General features: G+C 41.4%; 17 protein-coding genes. All 17 read left to right on the top strand.

Annotated features, from left to right (window positions below):
* Positions 1 to 3 precede the first annotated feature (3 nt).
* The 17 genes from HB679_RS19365 to HB679_RS19285 all read left to right on the top strand — a co-directional run bounded on the left by HB679_RS19365 (position 4) and on the right by HB679_RS19285 (position 21,412).
* Complete coding sequence (locus HB679_RS19365) at positions 4 to 834, top strand: EboA domain-containing protein (RefSeq protein ID WP_214073683.1); 831 nt, start codon at positions 4 to 6, stop codon at positions 832 to 834.
* A gap of 14 nt (positions 835 to 848) precedes the next feature.
* Entirely contained in the window at positions 849 to 1,835 is a 987-nt protein-coding gene (locus tag HB679_RS19360) for a TatD family hydrolase (RefSeq protein WP_214073682.1), read from the top strand.
* Positions 1,836 to 1,839: 4 nt separating this feature from the next.
* Complete coding sequence (gene eboC, locus HB679_RS19355; RefSeq protein WP_214073681.1) at positions 1,840 to 2,730, top strand: UbiA-like protein EboC; 891 nt, start codon at positions 1,840 to 1,842, stop codon at positions 2,728 to 2,730.
* Positions 2,731 to 3,354: 624 nt separating this feature from the next.
* Positions 3,355 to 4,518 (top strand): 3-dehydroquinate synthase, encoded by a 1,164-nt coding sequence (locus HB679_RS19350; protein WP_214073680.1) that lies wholly within the window; start codon positions 3,355 to 3,357, stop codon positions 4,516 to 4,518.
* Positions 4,519 to 4,747: 229 nt separating this feature from the next.
* Positions 4,748 to 5,953: a metabolite traffic protein EboE gene (eboE, locus tag HB679_RS19345; protein WP_214073679.1), complete on the top strand. Its 1,206-nt coding sequence runs from the start codon at positions 4,748 to 4,750 to the stop codon at positions 5,951 to 5,953.
* Between the two features lie 13 nt (positions 5,954 to 5,966).
* Positions 5,967 to 7,313 (top strand): nucleotide pyrophosphatase/phosphodiesterase family protein, encoded by a 1,347-nt coding sequence (locus HB679_RS19340; protein WP_214073678.1) that lies wholly within the window; start codon positions 5,967 to 5,969, stop codon positions 7,311 to 7,313.
* A gap of 377 nt (positions 7,314 to 7,690) precedes the next feature.
* On the top strand, positions 7,691 to 9,835 hold the full coding sequence (locus HB679_RS19335; protein ID WP_214073677.1) for a TIM-barrel domain-containing protein: 2,145 nt from the start codon (positions 7,691 to 7,693) through the stop codon (positions 9,833 to 9,835).
* A gap of 112 nt (positions 9,836 to 9,947) precedes the next feature.
* On the top strand, positions 9,948 to 10,766 hold the full coding sequence (locus HB679_RS19330; RefSeq protein ID WP_214073676.1) for a polysaccharide biosynthesis/export family protein: 819 nt from the start codon (positions 9,948 to 9,950) through the stop codon (positions 10,764 to 10,766).
* Between the two features lie 8 nt (positions 10,767 to 10,774).
* A complete protein-coding gene (locus tag HB679_RS19325; RefSeq protein ID WP_214073675.1) occupies positions 10,775 to 13,156 on the top strand; it encodes a polysaccharide biosynthesis tyrosine autokinase in 2,382 nt (793 codons plus the stop codon).
* A gap of 1 nt (position 13,157) precedes the next feature.
* Positions 13,158 to 14,456, top strand: coding sequence for a nucleotide sugar dehydrogenase (locus tag HB679_RS19320; RefSeq protein ID WP_214073674.1), 1,299 nt, complete (start codon positions 13,158 to 13,160; stop codon positions 14,454 to 14,456).
* A gap of 14 nt (positions 14,457 to 14,470) precedes the next feature.
* A complete protein-coding gene (locus HB679_RS19315) occupies positions 14,471 to 15,451 on the top strand; it encodes an SDR family oxidoreductase (protein WP_214073673.1) in 981 nt (326 codons plus the stop codon).
* Positions 15,452 to 15,454: 3 nt separating this feature from the next.
* Positions 15,455 to 15,979 carry a hypothetical protein gene (locus HB679_RS19310; RefSeq protein WP_214073672.1) on the top strand — a complete coding sequence of 175 codons (525 nt, stop codon included), beginning with the start codon at positions 15,455 to 15,457 and terminating at the stop codon, positions 15,977 to 15,979.
* Complete coding sequence (locus HB679_RS19305) at positions 15,976 to 17,286, top strand: polysaccharide biosynthesis C-terminal domain-containing protein (protein ID WP_214073671.1); 1,311 nt, start codon at positions 15,976 to 15,978, stop codon at positions 17,284 to 17,286. Before HB679_RS19310 ends, HB679_RS19305 begins: the two co-directional genes overlap by 4 nt.
* A 27-nt stretch (positions 17,287 to 17,313) precedes the next feature.
* Positions 17,314 to 18,045: a DUF2334 domain-containing protein gene (locus tag HB679_RS19300; RefSeq protein WP_214073670.1), complete on the top strand. Its 732-nt coding sequence runs from the start codon at positions 17,314 to 17,316 to the stop codon at positions 18,043 to 18,045.
* 109 nt (positions 18,046 to 18,154) lie between these two features.
* Positions 18,155 to 19,258 carry a glycosyltransferase gene (locus tag HB679_RS19295; protein WP_214073669.1) on the top strand — a complete coding sequence of 368 codons (1,104 nt, stop codon included), beginning with the start codon at positions 18,155 to 18,157 and terminating at the stop codon, positions 19,256 to 19,258.
* Between the two features lie 146 nt (positions 19,259 to 19,404).
* Positions 19,405 to 20,433, top strand: a complete 1,029-nt coding sequence (locus HB679_RS19290) for a hypothetical protein (RefSeq protein WP_214073668.1) — start codon at positions 19,405 to 19,407, stop codon at positions 20,431 to 20,433.
* A 7-nt stretch (positions 20,434 to 20,440) separates the two neighbouring features.
* The gene (locus HB679_RS19285) at positions 20,441 to 21,412 is read left to right on the top strand and encodes a polysaccharide deacetylase family protein (protein WP_214073667.1); all 972 of its coding nucleotides are present in this window, start codon (positions 20,441 to 20,443) and stop codon (positions 21,410 to 21,412) included.
* Positions 21,413 to 21,414 lie beyond the last annotated feature (2 nt).

Below are 21,414 nucleotides of genomic sequence, written 5' to 3'. Positions count from 1 at the left end.
ATCGTGCGAGACATTAAATCTACCCTAAAAGAGATACTGCAGGCCAACACTTCGCCAGAAGTTTTTAGCTGGATTGAGGAGGACCGCCCGCTTAATAATGCCTTTATGCTATTGCCGCGCAAAACCGGTAAGGCACCATTGAATATTACTACAGAACAAAGTACTGCTATCAGTCAGGCTATTCCGGGTTTTTCTGTTGATGACTGGACGGTTGATCATCTGGGCCGCGCCTACCTGTTGATGAACCTGGACAGCTCTAACAAAGAAGAATATTTCCGCAAGATAGAAAACCTGTTCCTGGCTGCGGAGATGGGCGAGCAAGTGGCCTTGTATTCAAGCCTACCACTGTTATCGCATCATGAGCTTTGGATCAAACGCTGCTCTGAAGGCATCCGCAGTAATATCGCGACTGTGTTAGAGGCTATCATGTATAACAATCCTTATCCATCGCAAAATTTGGATCAGGCTGCGTGGAACCAATTGGTGTTGAAAGCATTTTTTACTGATAAAGAGATTGGCAAAATAACAGGCATCGATGCCCGTGCCAATAAAGATCTGGCCTACGTCATCAGCGATTACGCGCATGAGCGCTGGGCCGCGGGGCGCGAGTTAAACCCGAACATGTGGCGACTGGTTGGTCCGTTTATTGATGATAAGTTGTTTGCAGATATTCAACGCCTGTTTGATGACGGCAAACTAACTGACCGCCGTGCTGCTGCGCTGGCCATCATCGCCTCAAACTACGCACCGGCTAAAACGTTATTAACTAAATATCCCGAGCTTGAAAAAGTTATAGAAAATAAGAACCTGAGCTGGGATACTATACTCGGCTAAAAATAGAGAAAGATATGTGTTGTACCCATTCATTTGAAGAAGTAAAGAACGAGCCGCTTTCGCCGGCCGTTAGCCTGGATGGCATTAAAGGCATGAAGTTTTTTGACCCGCACGTGCACATGACGTCGCGCACTACCGACGATTACCAGGCCATGGCCGATGCCGGTGTAGTAGCGCTGATAGAGCCTGCTTTTTGGCTGGGTCAGCCGCGTACGGGGATTGATAGCTTCCGCGATTATTATAGCAGTTTGGTAGGCTGGGAGCGTTTCCGCTCTTCGCAGTTTGGCATTAAGCATTATTGCACCATCGGTCTCAACAGTCGCGAAGCAAATAATGAAGCTTTGGCCGAACAGGTAATGGAACTTTTGCCGCTGTTTGTATACAAAGAAGGTGTAGTAGGCATAGGCGAGATTGGTTTTGATGACCAAACCCCTGCCGAGGAAAAATATTACCGCCTGCAATTGGAACTGGCTAAAGAATCTGGCTTGCCGGTACAGATCCATACCCCGCACCGCGATAAAAAAGGCGGCACCAAACGCAGCATGGACATTGCTTTAGAGCATGGCCTTGACCCATATAAAGTCATCGTCGACCATAATAATGAGGAGACGGTGAAAGATGTGCTGGATCGTGGCTTCTGGGCGGCTTTTACCATCTATCCATTCACCAAAATGGGTAATGAGCGCATGGTAGAGATTGCCAAACAATACGGATCAGAGCGCATTATGGTTAATTCGGCTGCCGACTGGGGGATCAGCGATCCGCTGGCCGTACCAAAGACCGCTGCGCTGATGAAGATCCGCGGTATCAGTGATGCCGATATCGAGCTGATCACTTATCGCAACGCCATTACGGCCTTCGCGCAAAGCGGACAAATCGATGAGGCTGATTTTGCTAATGTAGGCGGCACTATAGACCAAAGCCAAAAATTTGAAGGCAATACTATTTTACGTGGTGGCCAGCAGCCACGCGTTGATAAATCATCTATCATTATAAGCTAAACACATGGCAGGTAAATTAACCGTTTATTTAAGGCTGATGCGTCCGGCCAATATCGTCACTTCGGTTGCCGATGTGCTGGCAGGCGTTGCCATAGCCGGTTATTTTTATCACCTGACGTTTAACGCTAATAGCTTTTATCCGGTGGCATTGCTTTGCCTTTCAACTATCGGACTTTACGGCGGCGGCATTGTGTTTAACGATGTTTTTGATGCCGAGTTGGACAAAGTAGAACGCCCCGAACGCGCCATCCCCAGCGGAGCGGTGAGTTTACGCGAAGCCACTTTGCTAGGCATCGTCCTATTGCTTTGGGGTATTGGCTTTGCATTCTCTTATAGTAATCATGCCGGTGCGTTGGCTGTGGCTATCGCCTTTGCGGCGTTATTGTATAATAAAGTGAGTAAGCACTATGCTTTTGTCGGCCCGTTAAATATGGGGTTGTGCCGCGGACTGAACCTGCTGTTGGGTATTAGTATTTCGGTGCCGATGCTGATGGATTTTTATTATTTGGCCATAGTGCCCATCATCTACATATTCTCCATCACCATGATTAGCCAGGGCGAGGTGCATGGCGGTAATAAACGCAACCTGTATATCGGCGGCGTGCTTTATGCTATCGTGATTTGCGCCATTTCTTATTTTGCCATGGCAAATGGTAAATCAGAAGCATTTTTGTTTTTGCTGCCTTTTATCTGGATGATCTATCGCCCATTGGCCAACGCAATCAAAGATCCTATCGGCCCTAATATTGGCAAAGCGGTTAAAGCCGGTGTTATCTCGTTAATCTTGATGGATGCCGCCTGGGCCGCAGCTTTTGGTGCGATGTGGGCCGCGGTGTTTATTGCTTGCTTACTGCCGGTGTCTATGCGGTTTGCTAAGTGGTTTGCGGTTACGTAGAGCATTCGCTTTTCGTTTTAAGTAGCGAGCAATCTACTTATCGCTCGTCTAGCGCTCAATTGCCGCTAAGGCTGTTACTTTTCCTTGATGAAAAGTAACCAAAAATCAAGTCACCCGCAAGGCTTCTTTGCGCTCATGGCCTTTGCGCTGCAAGCCGATAAAACCTGGGCAGGGGCCTGTTGCCGCCTATTGTCGCACATGGGCCGGCGCTTCAGGCAACATTCCCAACAGCCCTGCAGCCGCACGGCCCACCATCGTTTTACCGTCTTCACCTGAAGCTCTGCGTCTGACGTTTTCATTCTATTGAAGCTACTGCAACTGTGTGAATCAAAAAAGCGCGCAATGGCCTGTCAGCAAACCGGGCCTGGGAGTCTGGCCTGTGGGGGGAAGGTTTTTGCTGACTTGATTTTTTGGTTCTTTTTCATCTAAGGAAAAAGAACTAGGCCTTAGCGGCCATGAGCGCTATACGAGCGATTAATAACCAAGGGATTCGCAAATTGACGATTTAGTGGTGTTGTTAATCATCCGTACCCTAATCCCCCTCTAATCCTACCTCAATATTTCCGTCAAATTTTAGTTAGGTAACTCATATTAAATTAATGTTTTAGATATTCGCTTTTTGATATGGAATATTTACAGCAGTCGTTTAGTGTGAGGTTTGAGTACAAGACCTTTTTTACCTCGGGTCTTTTTGATTTATCTAATATAGGGTTCAATGATTTTATTGAAGCAGATTCAACATCAGCATCGATAAAAAAGATCCTGTTTGTAGTAGATCAGGACGTGTTGAAGGCAAAGCCCGAGCTTGCTGATAAAATACGCCGCTACTTTGCCATTCATAAAGCTGCGCAATTGATCCCGGAGATTATCGCGATGCCGGGTGGCGAAATCATTAAAAATGACGAAAGCTATTTTAGCCGCGTGCTGGAAATCATCAATCAATACAAGATCGACCGCCACAGTTATGTGGCTGCTATAGGCGGCGGTTCAATATTAGATATGGTGGGCTATGCTTCGGCAGTTGCGCATCGGGGTGTAAAGCATATCCGCATTCCAACTACCGTACTGTCGCAAAACGACTCGGGCGTGGGAGTAAAGAATAGTATCAACTATTTCGGCAAAAAGAATTTCCTGGGGACGTTCGTACCTCCGGTAGCGGTGTTTAATGACGATCAGTTTTTATTGACACTAAGCGACCGCGATTACCGATCAGGTATTGCCGAAGCCATCAAAGTATCATTAATTAAAGATGCCGGATTTTTTGAATGGTTGGAACAAAACGCCGATGCCCTGGTGGCCCGCGACATGCCGACCATGAAATACCTGATTAAGCGTTGCGCCGAGCTGCACCTGAACCATATTGCCGGTCTGGATCCGTTTGAAAAAGGCTCATCCCGTCCGTTGGATTTTGGGCATTGGAGTGCGCATAAACTGGAGCAGTTAACCAATTTTAAAGTATTACACGGCGAGGCAGTGGCTATGGGTATTGCGCTGGATACAGTGTATTCAAGTCTTTCGGGAAGAATCTCGACCGAAGATGCTAACCGGGTGGTTAATCTGATCAAGAAAATAGGGTTTGAGATTACACACCCATTGCTGGAAGTTACCGGCGATGATAGCCCGATATTGATAGGCTTGCAGGAGTTCCGTGAACATCTTGGCGGTGAGCTAACCATTATGCTGTTGGAGCAGATTGGCGTAGGCGAAGAGGTGCACGAAATTAACCCATTGCTGGTAAAAAAAGCAGGCGAAATATTGAAGAGTGAGCATGCGGCAATAAGCGCGTGACCTCTCTCCGGCCCTCTCCAAAGGAGAGGGAGATAACAAATTAAGCGCCGTCGACTCACCCCGACTACTCCGCCTAACGGCGGATGGTCGACCCTCTCTTCCGCAAGCGGGAAAGAGGGTGATGAAAAAGAAAATAACCCTCTTTCCGCCGAAGGCGAAGAGAGGGTGGTCGAGCGAAGCGACGACCGGGTGAGTTATCGCCATAAAAGCAACGAAACCAAGAGTACCTATGCAAACATCGACCGGACATTTAACTTACTGTACCAATATTCATCCCGGCGAAAACTGGCCGTCGCATTTTGCTGCGTTGAAGCAGAATTTCCCGGGGATAAAAAAGCAATTATCGCCCGATGCACCGATGGGGATCGGTCTGCGGTTATCTAATGTTGCCAGTGTTGAGCTTGATCAATTTAGCAACCTTACCGAGTTTAAACAGTGGCTAACCGATAACGACGCTTATGTCTTCACCATGAATGGTTTCCCTTACGGCGAATTTCACCATACAGCAGTGAAGGACCAGGTGCATGCGCCCGATTGGACGACTAAACTGCGCGTGGATTATACCCAGCGGATGTTCCGCATTTTGTTTCAACTATTACCAAAAGGTATGGATGGCGGTATCTCTACATCGCCATTAAGTTATCGCCATTGGTATACCACTGCTGACGAATTACAGGAAGCTACCAGCATTGCCACACACAATATTTTACTGGTAGCCGGCGCGCTGATTAAAAAATACCGAGAAACCGGTGTCATCATGCACCTGGACATAGAACCTGAGCCTGATGGTATTTTGGAAACCGGCGAAGAGTTTATTGCCTGGTATGAGCAAGCGCTTTTGCCCATGGGCCGAAGCATCATTGCCAAACAGTTTGATGTGGATGAGGACGAAGCCGAGAACCTGATTAAACAACATATTACTTTGTGTTATGACGTTTGCCATTTTGCTATAGGCTACGAACAGCATCAGGACGTTATAGATAAATTGGCCGAAAAAGGCATTGAAGTAGGCAAGATCCAGATTAGCGCTGCGCTGAAAGCCGTGTTGCCTCAGGATGTCGATGAGCGTGACGGTATAAGAGATGCTTTTGCCCGCTTTGACGAGTCGACCTACCTGCACCAGGTGGTTGCTAAAAAGGTGAATGGCAAATTTATCCGATACCCGGATCTGCCGGAAGCTTTGAGCGACATTGATAATCCGCTGGTAGAACATTGGCGCGCGCATTTTCATGTGCCGATATTTACAGAAGAATACGGGCTGGTGCAATCAACCCAATCTGATATTATTAAAGTGTTGGAAATCCAGAAAAAGTCAGGTTTTACCAATCACCTGGAGGTAGAAACCTATACCTGGGGTGTATTGCCCGACGCTAAGAAATTGCCTATTAATGATTCCATTGCCCGCGAGTTGAACTGGGTTAAAGATCAATTATAAAAATCAAATCATCATGAAGAAAACGGTTGTTATAGATGTTGTCGGCTTATCAAAATCGGTAATTGGCGAGCATACGCCGTTCTTACAAAAATATATTGCCGACAGGCACATCACCACCATTGAGCCGGTGCTGCCTGCGGTTACTACTTCGGTACAATCGACTTACTTAACCGGTAAATGGCCGGTTGATAATGGCATTGTAGGCAATGGCTGGTATGACAGGGTTGATTCGGAAGTGAAGTTCTGGAAACAATCAAACAAGCTGGTTAATGGCGACAAGATCTGGGACAAAGGGAAAAAAGAAGATCCATCATTTACCAGTGCCAATATGTTTTGGTGGTATAATATGTATTCGACTGCGGATTATTCGGTAACGCCCCGCCCGCAATACCTGGCTGATGGCCGTAAAATGCCCGATTGTTATTCGGAACCTGCCGAACTAAGAGATACCTTGCAGGAGAAGTTGGGCCAGTTTCCGCTGTTTCAATTCTGGGGGCCAGGGGCTAACATCAAATCGACGCAGTGGATAGCCGATGCATCGATGTTGAATGATGATCTTTATAACCCGACATTGACTACCATTTACCTGCCGCACCTGGATTATTGCCTGCAAAAATTCGGACCTGATTTTTCGAAGATCAGTAAAGAGCTGACGGAGATTGACCAGGTGGTTGAGCAACTGGTAACCTTTTACCAAAAGAAAGGTGCCGAAATCATTATTTTGTCTGAGTACGGTATTGCGCCGGTAAGCAACCCAATCCATCTAAACAGGCTGTTCCGCGAGAATGGTTTACTACAAATCCGTGTAGAGCGTGGACTGGAACTGTTAGATGCGGGTGCGTCGAAAGCATTCGTGGTGGCCGATCACCAAATTGCGCATATTTATATCAATGACCCCTCGGTAACTGAAAAGGTAAGCGCATTGCTAAAAAATGTAAAAGGTATTGAACTGGTATTAGATCGCGAAGCACAAAAAAAATACCACGTAGACCATGAGCGCGCCGGCGACATAATTGTTGTGGCCGATGCGCAAAGCTGGTTCACTTATTATTTTTGGTTGGACGATGCTGTAGCGCCCGATTATGCCCGTTGCGTAGATATCCACAAAAAACCGGGTTACGATCCGGTTGAAATGTTCATGACCTCAAAAGCCCGTGCGGCGTACAAACTGGCGCGTAAACTGGCCGGTTTCAGGTATGTAATGGACGTGATTCCGCTGGACGCTACGCTGATTAAAGGCTCGCATGGCCGCACCAATATCCCTGATGAATATAAAGCGATACTGATCACTGACGATGCGGAAAGTAAAGTGCAGCCTACAGATGTTTTTGATATTATCTGGAAGAGTTTGAAGAAGTAAACTTTCCTGTAACGCTCACCACCACGTCATTGCGAGCGTAGCGTGGCAATCTCTACACGATAGATTGCAAGAGGCTATAGATCGTCACGCTCGTACCTCGCTCACGATGACGTGATGGGGGAGAGCTATCCAACCCATTACGTGAAACAAAAAAACACTTATAAGTCATTTTTACTGTTTCATTCTGTTTCAATTTAAATCGTCAAATTTTTGATTGTCAGGTCTTTGGAGTAAATTTCTTTGTTGCTTATTTCAACTGTTTCACACCCACGTGAAACAGAACAGAGCTGCCCTTACCCGGTTGAAACAGTAGCCTGGACCGCATCAATTTGTTTATTGCACCATTCGGCGTAACTTACGGCCCCAATTGCATAATCATGAACCATAAGTTGTCGTTGCAGATCATAGCCGTTATAACCTTGTTTGCTATAACGGCAAACGCCCAGCAAATCAAAGAAATGGCACCCGGCGTTACGCGGGTAACCGTTGGTGAGGCTGACCAGTTCTCGCCCTATAACCTGCTGCAAGAGAAGCCTAAAGTTGAAGCTATGAATCAGTTGCCTGCCACCGAAGCAGGTATCGACCCCAAAGCTATCCGTGTCGAGCTTAACGCCAGGGGGGCGGTGGTGCATATCCCGTTAGGAAACGACGAAGAGTTATACGGGTTTGGCCTACAGATGAACTCGTTCAGGCAGCGCGGCCTGCGCAGGCGCCCCATAGTGAATGATAACCCGCTGAATGATTTGGGTTATACCCATGCGCCAACTACCTTTTATCTATCAACCAAAGGCTATGGTATCTTTATCAATACATCCCGCTACACTACTTTTTACTGCGGTACGCATAAGCAGGTAAAAGGCAATGTCAATGTTAATACAGGTGCCGGTAATGGTAACGGGCAGTCGGTCGAGGATTTGTATAAGAACTCGAATAAACAATCGGGCGAGGTGATCGTGGACATCCCCGGCGCTAAGGGTGGCGATGTGTTCATCTTTAATGGCCCGACGCTAAAGAATGCTTTGCAGCGCTACAACCTGTTTGCCGGTGGCGGCGCATTGCCGGCTATGTGGGGCCTGGGTGTACAATATCGAATGAAAGCCGATAGTAAACAGGCGGACGTTTACAAGATGGCGAACTACTTCCGTGATAACCATATCCCGGTTGATGTATTTGGCCTGGAGCCTAAATGGCAAACGGCGGCTTACTCATGCTCGTACGTTTGGAGTTCTGAGTACTTCCCTGCTCCGCAGGAGTTGATTGATAAGATGAAGGCCCAGGGTATCAAACTGAACTTATGGGAACATGCTTATACGTCACCCGCCTCGCCAATTTACGGTGCACTAGCTAATGCCGCGGGTGACTACAAAGTATGGAACGGCCTGGTGCCCGACTTTGCAGGTAAGGTAGCCCCCAAGATCTTTGCAGATTATCACCAGCAAACCTTCGTAGACAAAGGCATAGCTGCCTTCAAAATGGATGAGTGCGATAACTCTAACCTGGCCACCGGCGACGCAACCTGGGCCTTCCCGGAGCTGTCACAGTTCCCGTCGGGTATAGATGGAGAGCAGATGCACCAGCAGTTTGGGACACTGTACTTTCAGACCATGTATGGCAACTACAAACGATCCAACAAGCGGTCGTTCTTTAATATCCGGTCGTTAAACGGGTTTGCCTCGTCATACCCGGTGGCCTTATATAGTGACACTTATGTGCATAAAGAGTATATCCGGATGATCAGTAATGCTGGGTTCTCGGGCTTGCTTTGGTCGCCAGAGGTAAGGGAATCATCGTCGGTAACAGAGCTTTGCCGCCGTACCCAGACAGCTATTTTATCGGCACAAACCGTGTTTAATAGCTGGTATCTGAAAAGCCCGCCATGGTTACAATATGACAGGGACAAGAATAACCGCGGCGAAATGCTACCTAACGCCAAAGAAGCCGAGGCTCATATACGCGCGCTGCTTAATTTCAGAATGAGCTTCATCCCATACTTATATACGGCATTTGCCAAATACAACCGGGAGGGTGTACCGCCATTCAGAGCATTGGTAACTGATTATCCTGAAGACAAAGCAACCTACGACGTTTGGGACGAATATATGATTGGTGATAATGTATTGGCCGCGCCGCTGGCCGATAGTGCATCATCAAGAAGGGTGTATTTGCCTAAAGGCAATTGGTATGATTATAACACCAATAAGTTATACACAGGCGGCCAAACCTATACGATAGAAACCGGCCTGGAACAGATACCCATCTTCATCAAACAAGGCACTATTTTACCAATGGCCAAACCCATAGAACATGTTGATGCAGCTACAAAATTTGAGATTACATGCTATGTCTATGGAAGCAATCCGGTGCCAGCCGAATTGTTTGAAGATGACGGAGTAACGTTCGACTTTGATAAAGGACAATACAACTTACTGTTTATGGAATGGCGAAGTAATAAGGGAAAAGTGAATCGTAAAGGCAATCTGAAAACACAGAAATTCATAGTAAATACGTGGATAAAAATTTAATATTAAGTTGCTGTTAAAAGTTGTAACATGTTTAACTTAAATCGTACGAAAGCGATAGTTTTGGAAAAAAAGAGTACTTTTACGGTCGCATAAAAAGAAGCCCTGCGCTGAAATGAAAAAAATACTACCCATAAATCTATTTTTTTATCTAATAGTTGGTGCCTTCCTTACATCTTGTGTTACTCAAAAACGCATAACGTATTTCCAAAAAAATATAGGCGGACATGATACCATGAATGTTGCACAAGCCTATGTCCCTAAAATACAACAAGGTGATATTTTGTCTATAACTGTAGGTTCACTAAATCCTGCTGCAAGCAGTTTTTTTAACCCTTTTTCAAGTGTTCCGGTTGGTGCCGATAACTTGGCGGGTGGTGGTTCTGGCGGCCTGTCTAACGGGGTGCAAACGGCAACAAACGCATCCGGTTTTTTGGTTGATTCGGCCGGTATAGTGGAGTTGCCTTTGATTGGTGCAATTAAAGTAGCGGGCTTAACTACATCAACTGCCAGGGATACTATAAAAAATCGACTCAAAATTTACCTTAAAGAACCTACTGTCAACGTCAGGTTTCTGAATTATAAAATTTCAGTGATAGGAGAAGTTACAAAGCCTTCAGTTTATGTAATTCCTAATGAACGTATAACACTTCCTGAAGCTTTAAGTATCGCCGGTGATTTAACGCCCTTTGGACGCAGAGATAATATTCTTGTAATTAGGGATGTAGACGGAAAAAAAGTGTTTGGTCATGTAGATCTCTCTACCAGAGAAGTATACAACTCGCCCTATTATTATTTACATGCTAATGATGTAGTGTATATAGAGCCAAGCAAAGATCGCACAGAGCAGGCATCAATAGCTTTTAGAATAATACCAATAGCATTAAGTGCAATTTCAGTACTGGTAATTGCACTTTATTACTCAAAACATTAATAGCACGAATGACTGAAGACATAGATAAATTAGTAGGTTTAGAAGAGAAAAAAGTAGACGTTAGAGAGCTTTTTTTTCGGTATATCTATTATTGGAAGTGGTTTGTATTATCAATGATAGTTTTGCTAACGTTGGGTTATTTGTATATAAAAACCACTACCCCATTATATCAAATAGAATCAGACCTTTTGATTAAACAGGACAAAGGCAATACAAATGACGCGAGCGACAATATTCTAAAAAGCTTAGACTTATTTTCATCAAACAAAATAATAGATAACGAAATTGAGATTTTAAAATCTTACACTTTATTTGATAAGGTTGTAAAAGATTTAGGATTAGATATTTCTTATTTTATAAAAGGAAGCGCCAGGAGGTATCCGATATATGAATCATTGCCTTTTAGGATTCAATTAATAAGACCCAATTCGCTTTCGTTCACTGAGGATTTGACAATTGTCCCTTTAACTGACACTGAGGTTGAGATTGGTGGAAAAAAGGTATCCGTGAACCAGCCTTTTCAATCAGAAGTGGGGTTGATCGTTATTACGTCAAACCACATTCCGGCTAATTTTTATAACAAACAAATAATTATAAAATTTAATAACCTTGCCAGTTCTTTTCAAGAATACAGCAAAATATTAAGTATAGTACCGGTAAGTAAAGAAGGTACAGTTTTGATTATTACGTATCAGGACGCTATTCCAAAACGCGGAGCAGATATTTTAAACACGCTGATCAGGGAATACAATAGCGCTTCTGTCGAGGATAAAAATAAAGTTACTGCAAGTACATTATCATTTATAGAAGAAAGACTTAAAAAGTTGGCCGATGAGTTGGGCGCTGCAGAAAATAAAGTAGAAAGCTATAAATCAACCAATAAGATTGCAGATATAAGTGCACAATCTCAAGCCTTTATCCAAGGCGTTCAGCAAAATGATACTGAATTAGGTAAACTGAATATTCAATTAAGTGTACTTGACAATTTGGTTAAATTTGCCAATGACCCGGGTCGCGGAGAAACCAGAATGCCTTCTATGATGGGTATAGAGGACCCTACATTGCTGGCATCGGTTAATCAATTAGCAGAAATTGAGCTTAAGCGTATTAGCTTATTGCAAACCGTTCCGGAAACAAATCCCATTATCCATTCATTTAATGATCAAATTACTTCTCTTAAAGCGTCTATTAATCAATCTGTGCAGAACCTTAGAGCTGCTTTATTGGTTACCAAACAACAATTGGAATCAAAAAACAGCAAATTCGATTCAATAATTGGGCAAGTTCCATCAAAAGAACGCGGGTTGTTAGACGTGATGCGTCAGCAGGATATCAAAAATACACTGTTTACCTTCTTGCTTCAAAAACGCGAAGAGCAAGAAATGGCATTGGCGTCAAATTTGGCAGATAGCCGTACCGTTGACACGGCGCGCAGTACTCCAAATCCAATTAAGCCAGTTGTGCCTATAACTATGGCCATCTTTTTTGCTTTGGGTTTGATTATACCCTTTACTATCATTTATGTAAAAGGGATTTTAAATAATAGGATTACTAAAAGAGAAGATATAGATAAGATAACCAAAGCACCCGTAATAGCTGAAATTGGACATTCAACAGAATCTGATCAATTAATTGTAGTTGAAAAACCACGCTCTATGATTGCTGAGCAAGTAAGAGCGTTTCGTACTAACCTGCAATTTTATGGAGCGGGCGAAACCAGTAAAATTTTACTATTTACGTCAAGCGTCAGCGGCGAGGGCAAATCTTTTATCTCTCTTAATTTAGGAGCCAGCTTAGCCATGTCAGCAAAAAAAGTGGTGATTTTAGAGCTCGACCTTAGAAAACCTAAGCTTCACTTTGCAATAAATGTTGATAATAGTAAAGGTTTATCAAATTATTTGGTTGGTGCATGTAGTTATGGCGACATATTAAAAGAAGTGCCGCAGCAGGCTGGTTATTATATTATTCCTAGTGGGCCTATCCCGCCTAATCCAGCCGAGTTATTGCTAAACGGAAGGATTGACGTTCTGATAAACGATTTAAAGAAAGAGTTTGACTATATAATTATTGATGCGCCGCCGATAGGCCTGGTTACAGACGCTCAAATACTTGGGAAATTTGCTCATGCTACCGCTTTTATAATCAGGCATAATTATACTTTAAAGAATCAGCTTTATTTGATTGATGATTTGTATAGAAATAATAAGTTCCCCAATCTTAGTATCGTTTTTAATGCTATTGACTACAGTTCTGGTTATGGTTACGGGTATGGTTATGGATACGGTTATGGATACGGTTACGGATATACCGGAGGCTATTATATCGAGGAGAAACCAAAGAAAGGTTTTCTGTCTAAACTAAAGAAAAGCAAACGCAGCAAGGCTAACTAATATGGATTTTAAAACAACTGAAAATTTAAAAATTGCCGTTATAGGGCTAGGGTATGTTGGTTTACCTTTAGCGGTTGAGTTTGCGAAAAAATATGCTGTGGTTGGATTTGATATCAACGAAACCCGTATAGCTGAATTGAGTGCAGGACATGATCGAACGTTTGAGGTGTCTGAAGATTACCTTAAAGCAGTAATTGCTACAGACACCAGCTTAACAGGACTGATATTTAGCAACCAACTGCAAAAATTAACGACTTGCAATATTTTTATCATAACGGTTCCAACACCAGTCGATAAAAACAATCGCCCTGATTTAACGCCATTATATAAAGCCAGTGAAACAGTTGGCAAAGTTTTAAAAAAGGGAGATATCGTAATTTATGAATCGACGGTATATCCGGGCGTTACAGAAGATGAATGTGTGCCTGTTTTGGAAAAAATTTCCGGTTTGAAATTTAACACAGATTTTTTTGCCGGATACTCGCCAGAACGTATCAACCCTGGAGATAAAGAGCATACCGTTGCAAAAATTTTAAAAGTAACCTCAGGGTCCACAGCCGAATCTGCAGAAAAAATCGATCAACTTTATAAATCAATTATTACAGCTGGTACGCATAAGGCAACGTCTATTAAAGTTGCAGAGGCCGCTAAAGTAATTGAAAACTCTCAGCGCGATATTAACATTGCCTTCGTCAATGAGCTTGCTAAAATATTCAATAAACTAAACATCGATACAGATGACGTATTACAAGCTGCAGGCACTAAATGGAATTTCCTGAAATTTAAACCAGGCCTGGTTGGCGGGCATTGCATTGGTGTAGATCCGTATTACCTGGCGCAGAAAGCCCAGGAAGTAGGATATCACCCTGAAATTATATTAGCCGGCCGCCGCTTAAATGATGGTATGGGCGAATATATAGCACATGAAGTTGTGAAGCTGATGATAAAAAGAGATATACCGGTTAAGGATGCCAATATTTTGGTGTTAGGTATAACTTTTAAAGAAAACTGTCCTGATGTGAGAAACACCAGGGTTATTGATATATTAAATACACTAAAAGATTACGGCGTTAATATTTCTATCTATGACCCCTGGGCCGAACCTAAAGAAGTTAAGCACGAGTACGGTTGGGCATCTGTGAAACAATTAGCCGGTGGTGAAAAATTCGATTCTGTTATCCTGGCAGTTGGTCATACCGAATTTAAAGAACTTGATATTCCATCATTATGTAAAACCAATAGCGTGGTATATGATGTGAAAGGAATTTTACCAAAGGGCGTTGCTGACGCAAGATTATAACGAACGAAAATAGTATGTACGAAACTAAATATCATTTAAAAGATATCAGTAAAAAGACCTTTTTGATAACAGGAGGGGCCGGCTTTATTGGGTCGAATATTGTTGAATATTTGTTGAAGTACGGGGCTGGGAAAGTTCGCATTTTAGATAATTTTTCTACAGGCAGTAAAAAAAACATAGAAGGCTTTATTAATAACCCTGCTTTTGAACTGCTTGAAGGCGATATAAGGGATCTGGATACTTGCCATAAAGCACTTGAGGGCGTTGATTATGTTAGCCATCAGGCGGCCCTTGGTTCTGTACCAAGATCTATTAATGACCCAATAACAACGAATGAGGTTAATATAACCGGTTTTTTAAATATGCTGGTTGCGGCCAGAGACGCCAAAGTTGAAAGATTTATTTACGCGGCAAGTTCCAGTACCTATGGAGACCATCCAGGCTTACCCAAAATTGAAGACCAGATTGGTAATCCGTTGTCGCCATACGCAGTTACTAAATATGTAAATGAGCTGTATGCATCGGTGTTTTCAAAAACATATGATTTTCATACTATAGGCTTGCGTTATTTTAATGTTTTTGGCCCAAGGCAAAACCCCAATGGGGCTTATGCTGCAGTTATACCTTTATTCATACAATCGGCTATTAACGGCGAGGGCCCTGTTATTAATGGCGACGGAGAAACCAGCCGCGATTTCACCTTCGTTGAAAACGCTGTTCAGGCTAATATCAAGGCAATGTTGTTTAATGATTTGTTCCGCGACGAGGTTATAAATATTGCATTTGGCGAACGTACAACACTTAATCAACTTTGGGATCAAATAAGCAAAGTTACGGCAACCAGTTTTAAGCCCACCTATAAAGACGAACGTAAAGGTGACGTTAAACATAGTTTGGCAAACATACAAAAAGCCGAAATTCTGATAGGGTATAAGCCACTATTTTCCATTGCTGCAGGTTTAAAAATAGCGGTCGATTGGTATACTAATCATTAGGCAATGCGCTTGAGAGAAACATTAAAAGATATTAAATCTGATTGTTTATATCATCGGGGTGATAGCTTTGCCAGGGCAATTGGAGTGTATCTGTTTAATCCTGCATTCAGGATCTTGCTAAATTACCGTATTGGAAAGTATTTGCTTGAACATAAGACCCTGAATTTTCTTCATCGATACTACAAATACCGACAAATTCGAAGAGGTTGCCAGGTTTCTTTTAAATGTACCATTGGTAAGAATTTGCTTTTACACCATCCTTTAGGAATAATTATAGGTGAAGGTGTTATAATAAAAGACAATGTTGAGATATATCAGCAGGTGACATTGGGGCGGAGCGGGCGAAAGGGCGAGGAGAACGGGTATCCGGTAGTGGAGGAAAGTGCCCAGCTATTTGCAGGTGCTAAAATTTTCGGAGCCATCACAATTGGGAAAAATGCGAAGGTAGGCGCAAACGCGGTTGTTAACAAAAGCGTGCCTGAAAATGCCATTGCAGTAGGAAACCCAGCCAAAATTGTTGAAAGATGAAGTCATCTTTTTTGCGAGATATAATTTCGTTAGCGAGTAGTCGGGTTGTTGTTACAATACTCACCGTTGCAACATCTATTTTAACAGCAAGATACCTTGGCCCTGAAAAAAATGGAATTATAGCTGCATTGACCGTTTATCCTTTATTTTTTATGAGCATTGGCTCTATGGGTATACAGCAATCGGCAACTTATTTTATTGGACAAAATAAATTTGAGTTAAAATCTGTTTACAGCGCTATTGTCGTTATCTGGGCTTTCACGACTGTATTTTGTACCGCTGTTTGCTTTATCTTAATCAAATATTTTTCTACCGGTAATTATCCGTTGTACTTAATAACATTGGCTATAATAACTATTCCGTTTTCTTTATACACTACTTACAGCTCCGGCATTTTTTTGGGGCAGCAAAACCTTAAAGAGTATAATAAAGTTAGCTGGATCCCGGCTGTAATGACATTCTTTTTATCAGTTTTGTTATTAGTTATATTTCATATAGGTATTGCCGGATACCTATGGGCAACTTTTACAGGGGCATTTATACTTTCAATCCTGGTTTTTTTCAAGATAAGAGCAATCGTATCATTTGATTTGATTTTTGATGTTCAAATAATTAAGCAAATGCTAAGTTTGGGTTTGTTATACGCACTTGAGGTTTTAATATTTGCCTTAAATTATAGGGCCGATATTGTTTTGCTCGAAAAAATGTCGACCCCGTTTGAAATTGGGATATATTCAAAAGGGGTAAATATTGTTGAGATTTTATGGCAAATACCGTTATTCGTTGGTGCGGTTATATTTTCCAGAAGCGCCGGCGCAACAGATAAACAAGCCTTTTCAGTTAAAGTATGTCGTTTATTAAGATTCGCAAGCATCGCTATCATTATTGCCTCGATAGCGCTTTATTTGTTATCAGGAATAGTAATCAATTTGATGTATGGTAATGCATTTGCATTAAGCGTTCCGGTGCTTAGGCTTTTAATACCCGGCGTGTTGTTATTGACAGTGTTGCGAATATTAAATATGGACTTGGCCGGAAAGGGTAAACCCTGGTTATCTATGCGGGCTATGATTCCTGCCGCTATAATTAATATAATTTTAAATTATATATTAATACCAAAATACGGGGCCAACGGCTCGGCATTAGCGTCGACAATCAGTTATAGCATAGCTACCATAATTTTTATTATTGTTTATTCAAAAGAAGTCAATATATCATTAAAAGAGATCTTTCGACCAAATAAAGAAGATAGAGCGATAGTTGTAGCTTATTATTATACTTTAAGAAAAAAGTTTAACATAAAATAGTACCTTAATAACACCAATTAATATATTATGAGTGCTTCCTATATAATCCGCATGGACGACGCTTGCCCCACCATGTCTATAAATTGGGATATTATAGAAACTTTGCTGGACAAATATGAGGTAAAACCAATAGTTGCGGTAATACCAGATAATAAAGATCAGGCTTTTTTGTCAAGACCTGTTGACCCGCATTTTTGGCAGCGCGTAAAAAAATGGCAGGATAAGGGGTGGCTAATTGCACTGCATGGATATGATCATGTTTACAAAACCACAGGCGGCGGCTTAATACCAATTAACAATAAATCAGAGTTTACGGGCCTTACAATAGAAGAGCAGCGAGAAAAGATAAAGAAAGGCTGGCAAATATTTTTGGATAATGAAATCCCGGTAACAACCTGGGTTGCTCCGGCCCATTCTTTTGACGAAAATACGCTGGAGGCTTTACGTCTTGAAACCAGCATAACTACGGTAAGCGACGGTATATCGTTATTACCTTATCGGGATAAGGGATTTAATTGGGTACCGCAACAACTATGGCGATTTAAAAAAATGCCATTTGGCATTTTTACTATCTGCTTGCACCCCGCTGTTATGAAGCCCAAAGATTTTGATGCTTTGGAAAAAGATATAATAAAATTTAAAAAAAATATTGTTGCCCCCGATTTTGCACTAAAATATAATCGTAAAAAAAATGCGGCCGATATTATTTTTTCGTGGATTTGGTGGCAGCTTTATAAAATAAAAAAACGGAGCAAATAAAACTCTGCAGCCTGCAGTTAGGCTCTTTAATAACCTCGGCGCCTCAAATCAATGATAATTATTGACATTGAGTATTGTTTGCAAATAAACTTAAATAGGATTCTTTATAATGAAGGACGAGAAACGCAAAATATTGTTTGTTACAACTGCTTTTGGAAAAGGCGGGGCCGAAAAGCAATTGTTTAAACTGGCAAAATATTTTGATGGAGAAGGTTTTTCAGTTTTAATAATCAGTATGTTAAAGTTGAATATGTTTGAAGAAGAACTTAGCGAGTCTGACATCCGGTTTATACCCTTAAAAATGGATGAGTCTAAGCTTAACATCTTCAAATACTTTTCTATAGTAAAATCATTTGCTCCTGATGTTGTCATTTCGTTTCTATATACCGCCAATATTTTAGCCAGAATAGGTAAATACCGAATGAAGTATCCTTTGATCACATCCATCAGAAGCGGCACCTTTGGAAGTAAAGCCCGAAACGTGCTTTGTAAGCTAACTACCAATGCAGATAACTTTACGGTATTGAATTCGTTTTCTGTGTTACAAAATATGATAAAGAACGGGCTGGTCGATAAGAATAAATCACTCAATATCCCCAATATCATACAGTTGCCTAATTATAGCAATGATGAAAAATTACAGATAAGGAAGGCATTACGAAATGAATTGAAAATTAGTGGCGATACCTTTGTGTTCTTATTTGTCGGCCACTGCCGGCCTGAAAAAGATTATGAAACACTATTTCAGGCAATAGCGCAATTACAGGGCGATTTTAAATTGATAATGATTGGTAATTTATTAGGACAGATGTGGCCCTCGCAACGCATTGATGAACTGGGTTTAAGTACCAAAATTGACTTAATGGGTAAACGGGATGACGTTGACCGTTTTTATCTGGCAGCAGATTCACTCGTGTTATCCTCAATATCTGAGGGTTTGCCCAACGCTATCATGGAAGCAATGAGCCTTGAGCTTGCTATAGTTGCAACAAAGGTTGGTGGTGTTTTAGACCTTGTTGAAGACCGGTCTACCGGAATTTTATGTAATGCCGGCGACGCGACAGACTTATCGAATTCTATGCAGCAAATGATGAGATTAACAACTAAGGAAAGAGAAAAAATGGGAGAAAACGGCAGAAAGAAAATATCTGGTGAATTTGACAAAGCCGTTGTTTGTAACAAATGGCATAATTTAGTATTAAAGCTAACATGATTTCAACGCTCTTAATAATTATTACATTTTGCTTTTTGACGTATTTTATAGTTGCTAGGCTAAATATCTCCGGAAAAGATAAAACGTTTTTAAATTTTTTAAATATTTATCATTTTCTTTTTTGGGGTCTCTATTGTATCGTAGCTATGAGTGGGTCTGATACAGTTCGTTATTACAATGAAGTGGCGAATTCTCGTTCTGGTGATATTTTCGACTTTTTTGGAATAGGTACCACATTTATGTTTTTCGCGGGCTATCCGTTTATTAAATGGTTAGGTATGAATTACTATGATGTGATGGCTACTTTTTGCTGGTTCGGCTTTTTAGGCGCAATGTTCTTTTTTATAGCTATCAATAATTTGCTTCCCTCCAGAAGAATAAAGATATTGAGGATAGACGCATTATACCTTGTTTTTTTATTGCCTAACATGCATTTTTGGACCTGCTATTTAGGAAAGGATACCTTACTTTTTTTGGGGTTAGGAGTGGTTTTTTGGGGAATGGAAAAAATTGGAAGACGTTTAATTGTTATAGTATTGGGATTGCTGCTTATGTTTTTTATAAGGCCCCATATAGTGTTCGGCGTTTTTGTTGCCATAATGCTGGTTATTTTATTTATGAAAAGTAAGATAACAACAGCCCAGCGGATAGGCATAGGTATTTTCATGATAATAGCAATTTCATTATCTATTGGTAAGGTTTTCGAGTATACAAAGGTGGATATAAATGACCCTATTGAAAGTTTTAACGCCACCTCTCTGGATCGCTCTCAACGGCTTTCTTCTAATTCCGGATCGGGGGTAAATCTTGCTTCGTATTCATTACCTGTACAAATATTTACCTTTTTGTACAGGCCTTTATTTATTGATTCTCCTAACGTTTTGGGTTATATATCTTCTTTTGAAAATTTGCTCATCCTTTATTTAACTATAAAAGTATTGTTCTCCAGGCGAAGGTTATTAGTAGTACGGGCGCACAATTTTCAGATATATTTCTCGGCAATGTTTTTTATAATCGGCACATTGATGTTATCTTCATCGTTGTCGAATCTGGGTATCATTATAAGAGAGAAGAACATGGTTATGATATTCTTATTGTTGATTCTGTTGTATGCACTTTCAACAGAGCGAAAAATACTGGATATAAGAAGAGCTAAGTTAATGCAGAACTTATAAAAACACAATGGAATCAGCGTTTATTATATCACTGGATTTTGAATTAAACTGGGGCGTTTTCGAAAAAGAAACAGCCTTTAACAAACCATATTATTTTCATAATACAAAAAAGGTGATCCCTCAGTTGCTGTCGTTGTTTGAAGAAAATGACATACATGTAACATGGGCCACAGTTGGCATGTTGTTTCTGCAGAACAAAGAGCAATGGGTAGAAAAGAAACCCAATGAATTACCTCAATATCAAAACAAGCGAGTGTCTTCTTATGAATGGTTTTCTTCTAACTTTAATAATGCAGAACTTGAACAGTTGTTATTCGCACCCGAACTGGTGTCACAGATAATAAATGCAAAAAACCAGGAATTAGGCACACATACATACTCGCATTATTACTGTTTAGAACCAGGGCAAACTCCGGCGGACTTTTCGAGAGATTTAGCTGTTGCTGCAGAATTAGCTTCAGAGTTAGGGGTCAAATTAAAATCGCTGGTATTTCCCAGAAATCAAATTAATTTCGAATATCTGAAAATTTGCTGGGAGCAAGGCGTAACTTCCGTTAGAAGTAACCCGGCATCATGGCATTGGAAAACGGGTACAAATGCGTTGTTACTAAAAAAAATATTACGAACAGGAGATGCATATGGTCTTTTGCCAATAAACACTTGTTTTGACATCACTAAAATTGCTACCAATGAAGGTATGCCGGTTCAAATACCGGCATCCAGGTTTTTACGGCCCTACAATCAAAAATATCAGCTGTTAAATAAAATGCGATTAAAGCATATTTTAAGCGAAATGACAGTAGCTGCGAAGTCTAATAAATGTTATCATTTGTGGTGGCACCCGCATAATTTTGGTTTTTATCCGGCCGAGAGTTATGAAGAATTGAAAATAATAGTGAGCCATTATAAAACTTTACAAAACAAATTCGGTATGAAAAGTTTATCTATGAATGATATATACAATGTAATCACTAAATAACT

The sequence above is a fragment of the Mucilaginibacter sp. dw_454 genome (assembly GCF_018449775.1).
GTDB lineage: Bacteria > Bacteroidota > Bacteroidia > Sphingobacteriales > Sphingobacteriaceae > Mucilaginibacter.
Note: the sequence above shows the minus strand (reverse complement) of the source record. Positions and strands in the feature narration are given on the sequence as shown.

What these genes read in the sequence shown, in the direction of transcription:
- HB679_RS19360 (WP_214073682.1), top strand. Translation starts at nt 849, where the DNA reads ATGTGTTGTACCCATTCATTTGAAGAAGTAAAGAACGAGCCGCTTTCG.
- eboC (WP_214073681.1), top strand. Translation starts at nt 1,840, where the DNA reads ATGGCAGGTAAATTAACCGTTTATTTAAGGCTGATGCGTCCGGCCAAT.
- HB679_RS19350 (WP_214073680.1), top strand. Translation starts at nt 3,355, where the DNA reads ATGGAATATTTACAGCAGTCGTTTAGTGTGAGGTTTGAGTACAAGACC.
- eboE (WP_214073679.1), top strand. Translation starts at nt 4,748, where the DNA reads ATGCAAACATCGACCGGACATTTAACTTACTGTACCAATATTCATCCC.
- HB679_RS19340 (WP_214073678.1), top strand. Translation starts at nt 5,967, where the DNA reads ATGAAGAAAACGGTTGTTATAGATGTTGTCGGCTTATCAAAATCGGTA.
- HB679_RS19335 (WP_214073677.1), top strand. Translation starts at nt 7,691, where the DNA reads ATGAACCATAAGTTGTCGTTGCAGATCATAGCCGTTATAACCTTGTTT.
- HB679_RS19330 (WP_214073676.1), top strand. Translation starts at nt 9,948, where the DNA reads ATGAAAAAAATACTACCCATAAATCTATTTTTTTATCTAATAGTTGGT.
- HB679_RS19325 (WP_214073675.1), top strand. Translation starts at nt 10,775, where the DNA reads ATGACTGAAGACATAGATAAATTAGTAGGTTTAGAAGAGAAAAAAGTA.
- HB679_RS19320 (WP_214073674.1), top strand. Translation starts at nt 13,158, where the DNA reads ATGGATTTTAAAACAACTGAAAATTTAAAAATTGCCGTTATAGGGCTA.
- HB679_RS19315 (WP_214073673.1), top strand. Translation starts at nt 14,471, where the DNA reads ATGTACGAAACTAAATATCATTTAAAAGATATCAGTAAAAAGACCTTT.
- HB679_RS19310 (WP_214073672.1), top strand. Translation starts at nt 15,455, where the DNA reads ATGCGCTTGAGAGAAACATTAAAAGATATTAAATCTGATTGTTTATAT.
- HB679_RS19305 (WP_214073671.1), top strand. Translation starts at nt 15,976, where the DNA reads ATGAAGTCATCTTTTTTGCGAGATATAATTTCGTTAGCGAGTAGTCGG.
- HB679_RS19300 (WP_214073670.1), top strand. Translation starts at nt 17,314, where the DNA reads ATGAGTGCTTCCTATATAATCCGCATGGACGACGCTTGCCCCACCATG.
- HB679_RS19295 (WP_214073669.1), top strand. Translation starts at nt 18,155, where the DNA reads ATGAAGGACGAGAAACGCAAAATATTGTTTGTTACAACTGCTTTTGGA.
- HB679_RS19290 (WP_214073668.1), top strand. Translation starts at nt 19,405, where the DNA reads ATGAGTGGGTCTGATACAGTTCGTTATTACAATGAAGTGGCGAATTCT.
- HB679_RS19285 (WP_214073667.1), top strand. Translation starts at nt 20,441, where the DNA reads ATGGAATCAGCGTTTATTATATCACTGGATTTTGAATTAAACTGGGGC.